Below are 5,668 nucleotides of genomic sequence, written 5' to 3' on the forward strand. Positions count from 1 at the left end.
GGCGTACCGGCTGCCGTCGCGGAGGGCGACGGCGCCGGCTGCGCGCCGGGCCGCACCGGCGCCGGCGCCGCCGCGGGCGGGGTGGGGGGCGCAGGGACGGTGTTGGTGAGGACGGCGTGGTGGAGGGCGCGGAGGGCGGGGGTGGGGTCGGTGCCCAGGTTGTCGGCCAGCATGCGGCGGGCCGATTCGTACGCGGTCAGGGCGTCGGACGGGCGGCCGCTGCGGTACAGGGCCGTCATCAGGTGCGCCAGCAGGCCCTCGCGCAGGGGGTGCAGGGCGACCTGGCGGGTCAGCGCCGGGACGAGCGCCGCGTGCTGGCCCAGGGCCAGGGCGGCTTCAGCGTGGAGTTCGACGGCCGTCAGGTGGGCCTCGGTCATGGCGGGGGTCTCGGCGGCGCAGAGGTGGTCGGTGACGTCGGGGAGGGGGTGGCCCTGCCACAGGTCGAGGGCTTCGGCGAGGCGGCGTTCGGCGTCCGCGGCGCGGCCTTCGCGCAGGGCCGTGCGGCCGGCCGCCACGAGGGTCTGGAAGGTGTGCCAGTCGACGACCGTGGTGTCCGCCGTCCTCATGGCGTAGCCCGCGCCCCGGCGTTCCAGGCCGTGCTCCGGGCCGAGGCGGGTGCGCAGCCGGGAGACGTAGGTGTAGAGCTGGCTGGTGGAGGTGGCGGGCGGGTCCTCGCCCCACAGGAGGGTGGTGAGCCGCTCGTCCGTGACCACGTGGCCGCGGGCGAGGAGCAGGGCGGCCAGGACCGTCCGCTGCTTGGCCCCGTCCAGGACGACCGGGCGGCCGGCGCACTGCGCCGACACCGGGCCGAGCAGGGTGAATTCCATGCCCGTGGCCGTGCCGCGCGCCGCGGTCGGGGTGGGGGCCGTGGCCCTGTCCATGGTCGCCTCCGTCGCCGGTGCGAGGGGGCCTCCCGATGGGGTCCCCTCCTTCGGAAGAACGGTATTGACCTGGGGTTTTATGGCGCTCTCGGATCGATTTCGGTGAACCGAAAGCGCTTTGAAAGCGGTCGGAAACGGCGGCTTCCTACGTTGGTGGTCAGCCGAAGGGAACCCCCTCCCGGAGCCACCCGAAGGAGACCGTCATGCAGCGCTTCGACCACCTCGCCCGTACCGCTCGTCGCACCGCCGCCACCGCCGTCGTCGCTCCGCTCGGACGCATCGCCGCCACGACCGCCGTGATCGTCGCCGCGCTCGGTGCGGCCGGGGTCAGCGCCGCCGCGGGCGACGACCCGTGGGTCTCGGCGCGGACCGCGGTGGCCAAGGACGACCCGTGGATCTCGGCCCCAGCCGGTGCCACCAAGGACGACCCGTGGATCTCCGCGCCCCGGACGACGGGGGACGACCCGTGGATCTGATGCGCTGCGGGGGCCCGGCCCGCGAGGTCAGGGGCGTACGAGCGCGAACAGCTCCGCGGAGCCGACCGGTGCGCCGTCCGCGAGCGCCACCAGGAGCCGGTCCGCCCGGTCCCGCCACACCCGCGAGCCGATCGTGTCGAACAGTTCCGTCGCCTCCATGAGGGCGCCGGCGGCACCCGCGCGGTCGCCCCGCAGCATCAGTGCACCGCCCAGCACCATGACCGCCCTCGCCTCGAGGAACGTGTCCGGCACCTCCTGTGCCGCCTTCACCGCGCTGCGCAGCACCGACTCGGCCTCCTCCGGCCGGTCCTGGCACCACAGTGCCTCCCCCAGTGCCCGCAGCACATGGGCCTCGCCCCGCTGGTCGCCGCTTTCCAGGACCAGTTCCAGCGCCCTTCGGCAGGCCTCCTCCGCGCGTACCCCGTCACCGCTCTGCAGGAGCGCCTCGGCCAGCCGCGCCGTGCTCTGCGCCTCGCCCCTGGCCGTGCCCAGCCCGCGGCTCTTGGCCACGGCCTCCGACGACATCATGAGCGAGGCCTGCGCGTTGCCCCGCTCCAGCTCGAACTGGGCGAGCATCCCCAGTACGTGTGTCTCGGCGTAGTGGTCGCCGACCTCCCGGAAGATCTCCAGGGAGTGCCGGCCCCGCTCCACCGCCCGGTCCAGGTCCCCCCGATGGCGTTCGCACAGCGCCAGGTTGCGCAGGACCAGGGCCCGCCCCTGGGCCTGGCCCCGCTCCTCGAACAGGAACAGGGCCCGGCCCAGGCGCTCGTAGGCGCTGTCGTGGTCCCACTGGACGATCTCCAAGGTGCCCAGGGACTGCTGCATCGCCGCCTCGCCCAGCCGGTCGCCGGTGCGCCGGGCCGACTCCAGTGCGGCTTCGGCGCACTCGCGCCAGTCCTCCAGGTAGTTGCGGTTCTGGAAGAGGGTCACGCTGGTCATCGCCAGTTCCCAGGCGTATCCGGACTCGTTCTCGCGGGCGGCCTGCTGGACCAGTGCGGTGATGGCCATCCGCTCCGCCTCGAACCACTCCATGGGGTCCTCGACCAGGTCGGACGAGAGCGTCCGCGGCAGTTCGCGGACGGTGGCCGTGCCCGGGACCACCGTGAAGTCGCCGCCGTAGACGCGCCGGTGCGCCTCCTTGGCCAGGCCCAGGAAGACCGCGCAGACCCGGCGCAGGGCGGTGCGCAGTTCCTGCTCGCCGTCCTCGGCCAGCGCGCACTCGCGGGCGTACAGCCGCAGCAGGTCCTGGAAGCGGTAGCGGACGTGGCCGCTGCTGGCGCTGAGCGGTTCCAGCATCTGGGCGTCGACGAGGTTCTCGATGAGGTCCTCGGCGTCGACGGGGTCGATGTCGAGCAGGGCGGCGCCGGTCCAGGCCGAGAACTCGGTGACGTTCAAGGAGCCGAGCAGCCGGAACATGCGGGCCGTCTGCGCCGGCAGGTCGCGGTAGCTCAGGCGCAGGCCCGCGCGGACGCCGCGGGAGTCGAGGCTGAGTTCGTCCAGGCGGCGGCGCTGGTCCTCCAGGCGCCCGACCAGGGTGCGCACCGTCCAGTGCGGTTTGGCGGCGAGCCGGGCGGCGGCGATGCGCAGGGCCAGCGGCAGCCGGTCGCACAGTTCGCTCAGCCGGGCCGCGGCCACCGGGTCGGTGGAGATCCGGTCGTCGCCGGCGACCCGGGACAGCAGGGTGATGGACTCGTCCTGGCCGAGGGAGACCAGGTGCAGGGGCACGTACGCGTAGTCGCCGGCCAGGGCCCCGCCCATGCTGTCGCGGCTGGTGATCAGCACGCAGCAGCCGGAGGTGCCCGGCAGCAGGGGGCGCACCTGCTGGAAGGAACGGGCGTTGTCCAGCACGATCAGCACGCGGCGGCCGTCCAGGACGCTGCGGAACAGGGCGGTGCGTTCGTTCTGGTCGGCGGGGATCTGGGGGCCGGGTACGCCGAGGGCGCGCAGGAACCGGTCCAGGACGGCGGCGGGCCGCCGCGGGGCCTCCTCCTCGTCGTAGCCGCGCAGGTCGGCGAAGAGCTGGCCGTCGGGGAAGCGGGACGCGACCTGGTGCGCCCACTGGACGGCGAGGGCGGTCTTGCCCACTCCCCCGGTGCCGACGACCGAGCCGACGGGCAGCGAGGCCCCGCCCTGGTGGTCCAGGAGCCGGTCCAAGGCGGCGAGCTCGCCGGTACGGCCGGTGAACGAGGCCGGCGCGGGCGGCAGATGGGCCGGTACGGCGGCCACGGCGACGGCCGGGACCGCGGCCCCGGTGCCCTCGGCGGGGGTCAGCCGGGGGGCGTCGGCGAGGATGTCCTCGTGGAGCTCCTGCAGCGCGGGGCCGGGGTCGATGCCGAGTTCCTCGGCGAGCAGCCGGGCGCCGACCCGGTAGGCCTCCAGGGCCTCGGCGCGGCGCCCGGAGCGGTACTGGGCGAGCATGAGCAGGGCGAGGGCCTGTTCGCGCAGCGGGTGCTCGCGGACGAAGCCGGTGAGCTCGCCGATCAGTTCGCGGTGCTGTCCCTGCTCCAGGCGCAGCGCGGTGAGCTGCTCGTAGACGTCCAGACGCAGTTCGGTCAGCCGGGCGGCCTCGGCCTCGACGCGTTCGGCGGTGATGCCGGCGAGGGCCGGGCCCCGCCACATGGCGAGGGCCTCCTCGAAGGCGGCGCGGGCCTCGTCGGCGCGGCCGCCGCGGGCGGCCTCGCGGCCCTGGGCGGCCCGTTCCTCGAACTCGACGGCGTCGATGCGGTGCTCGCCGGTGTGCAGCAGGTAGCCGGGGTGGCTGGTGACCAGCAGGTCGTCGAGGCCCACGGCCGTCTTGACGATCTTGCGCAGGGCGGAGACGCAGATGGCGATCTGGTTGCGGGCGGTGGCGGGCGGGTTGCCCTGCCAGACGGCGTCGGCGAGGGCGTCCACCGAGACGACGCGGCCGGGGTTGAGCAGCAGCATCGACATGATGGTGCGCTGCCGGGCGCCCTGGAGGGTGACGGGGCGTCCGTCGGCACTGATGTCCAGGGGCCCCAGGATCCGGAACACCAGCTGGAGCACGGCTGCCCTCCTCACTCGGCCGCAGCCGTACCCGAACGACCGTTACGCCGCTTTCCTCTGGGTTACAAGGCGGGGTGTCCGGCGGGCAACGCGGTCGGCAGCAAGCTGCCAGACCGCGTCGGGCCCGGCCGCGTCAGGTGCGGGGTGCCGCAGGCGCCTGCCAGGAGGCGGGGGGCAGCAGGCCGGGGCGTTCCCAGCGGGCGGCGTCGGCCGCGGGGGCGGCGTCGCCGTCGGTGTGGCGGGAGGTCAGGGCGGCGACGAGGGCGGCGACGGCGGCCAGTTCCTCGGGGGTGGGCCGACCATTGATGATCTTGAAGAGGGTGGGGGCCAGGGGGCCTTCCAGTGCCGGGGCGGTGTGTCTGCCGGACAAGGTCGTCTCCTCACATCGGGGGGTTGCCGTGCTTGCGGGCGGGGGTCACGGCGTGCTTCGTGCGGAGCATGTCGAGGGCGGCGATCAGGGAGCTGCGGGTGTCGGCGGGGTCGATGACGTCGTCGACGAGGCCGCGTTCAGCGGCGTAGTACGGGTGCATGAGCTCGCTCTTGTACTCCTTGACGAGCTGCCCGCGGACCGCCTCGGGGTCGTCGGCGGCCGCGATCTGGCGGCGGAAGACGACGTTGGCCGCGCCTTCCGCGCCCATCACCGCGATCTCGTTGGCCGGCCAGGCCAGCGCGAGATCGGCTCCGATGGAGCGGGAGTCCATGACGATGTACGCGCCGCCGTACGCCTTGCGCAGCACCAGCGAGATCCTCGGGACCGTGGCGTTGCAGTAGGCGTACAGCAGCTTGGCGCCGTGCCGGATGATGCCGCCGTGCTCCTGGCCGACGCCGGGCAGGAAGCCGGGGACGTCGACCAGGGTGACCAGCGGGATCGAGAAGGCGTCGCACAGCTGGACGAAGCGGGCGGCCTTCTCGGAGGAGTGGATGTCGAGGACGCCGGCCAGGGACTGCGGCTGGCTGGCGACGATCCCGACGACCCGGCCGTCCAGCCGGGCCAGCGTGGTGATGACGCTGGTGGCCCAGCGCTCGTGGACCTCCATGTGCTCGCCGTCGTCCACGATCTCGGCGATCACCTCGCGCATGTCGTACGGGCGGCTTCCGTCGAGCGGGACCAGGTCGAGCAGGCGCTCGCAGCGGCGGTCGGCGGGGTCGTCGCAGGGGACGGCGGGCGGGGTGGCGCGGTTGTTGGCGGGGAGCATCGACAGCAGGTAGCGGACCTCGGCGATGCAGGTCTCCTCGTCGTCGTAGGCGAAGTGCGCCACGCCCGAGGTCTCGGCGTGCACGTCGGCG

At 74.1% G+C, this 5,668-nt stretch carries 5 protein-coding genes; 1 reads left to right on the forward strand and 4 read right to left on the reverse strand.

Annotation, left to right across the window (positions count from 1 at the left end):
• The coding region (locus LG632_RS29280; protein ID WP_226730936.1) for an AfsR/SARP family transcriptional regulator at nucleotides 1-881 on the reverse strand (881 nt) is incomplete at its 3' end.
• A 203-nt stretch (nucleotides 882-1,084) separates the two neighbouring features.
• Between LG632_RS29280 and LG632_RS29285 the strand changes: the two genes are divergently transcribed.
• Nucleotides 1,085-1,357, forward strand: a complete 273-nt coding sequence (locus tag LG632_RS29285) for a hypothetical protein (RefSeq protein ID WP_226730938.1) — start codon at nucleotides 1,085-1,087, stop codon at nucleotides 1,355-1,357.
• Between the two features lie 27 nt (nucleotides 1,358-1,384).
• On the opposite strand, the gene LG632_RS30415 is transcribed toward LG632_RS29285, so the two are convergent.
• From LG632_RS30415 to LG632_RS29310, 3 genes are all read right to left on the reverse strand, one after another.
• Nucleotides 1,385-4,381, reverse strand: coding sequence for an AfsR/SARP family transcriptional regulator (locus LG632_RS30415; protein ID WP_308109429.1), 2,997 nt, complete (start codon nucleotides 4,379-4,381; stop codon nucleotides 1,385-1,387).
• Nucleotides 4,382-4,514: 133 nt separating this feature from the next.
• Nucleotides 4,515-4,751 carry an acyl-CoA carboxylase epsilon subunit gene (locus tag LG632_RS29305; RefSeq protein WP_226730940.1) on the reverse strand — a complete coding sequence of 79 codons (237 nt, stop codon included), beginning with the start codon at nucleotides 4,749-4,751 and terminating at the stop codon, nucleotides 4,515-4,517.
• 10 nt (nucleotides 4,752-4,761) lie between these two features.
• A partial coding sequence (locus tag LG632_RS29310) for an acyl-CoA carboxylase subunit beta (RefSeq protein ID WP_308109431.1) occupies nucleotides 4,762-5,668 on the reverse strand: 907 nt, incomplete at its 5' end.

Source organism: Streptomyces antimicrobicus (assembly GCF_020532625.1).
Classification (GTDB): domain Bacteria; phylum Actinomycetota; class Actinomycetes; order Streptomycetales; family Streptomycetaceae; genus Streptomyces; species Streptomyces antimicrobicus.

Excerpts from the sequence above, each read along its gene's own strand:
- LG632_RS29285 (WP_226730938.1), top strand. The coding sequence starts at position 1,085 with ATGCAGCGCTTCGACCACCTCGCCCGTACCGCTCGTCGCACCGCCGCC.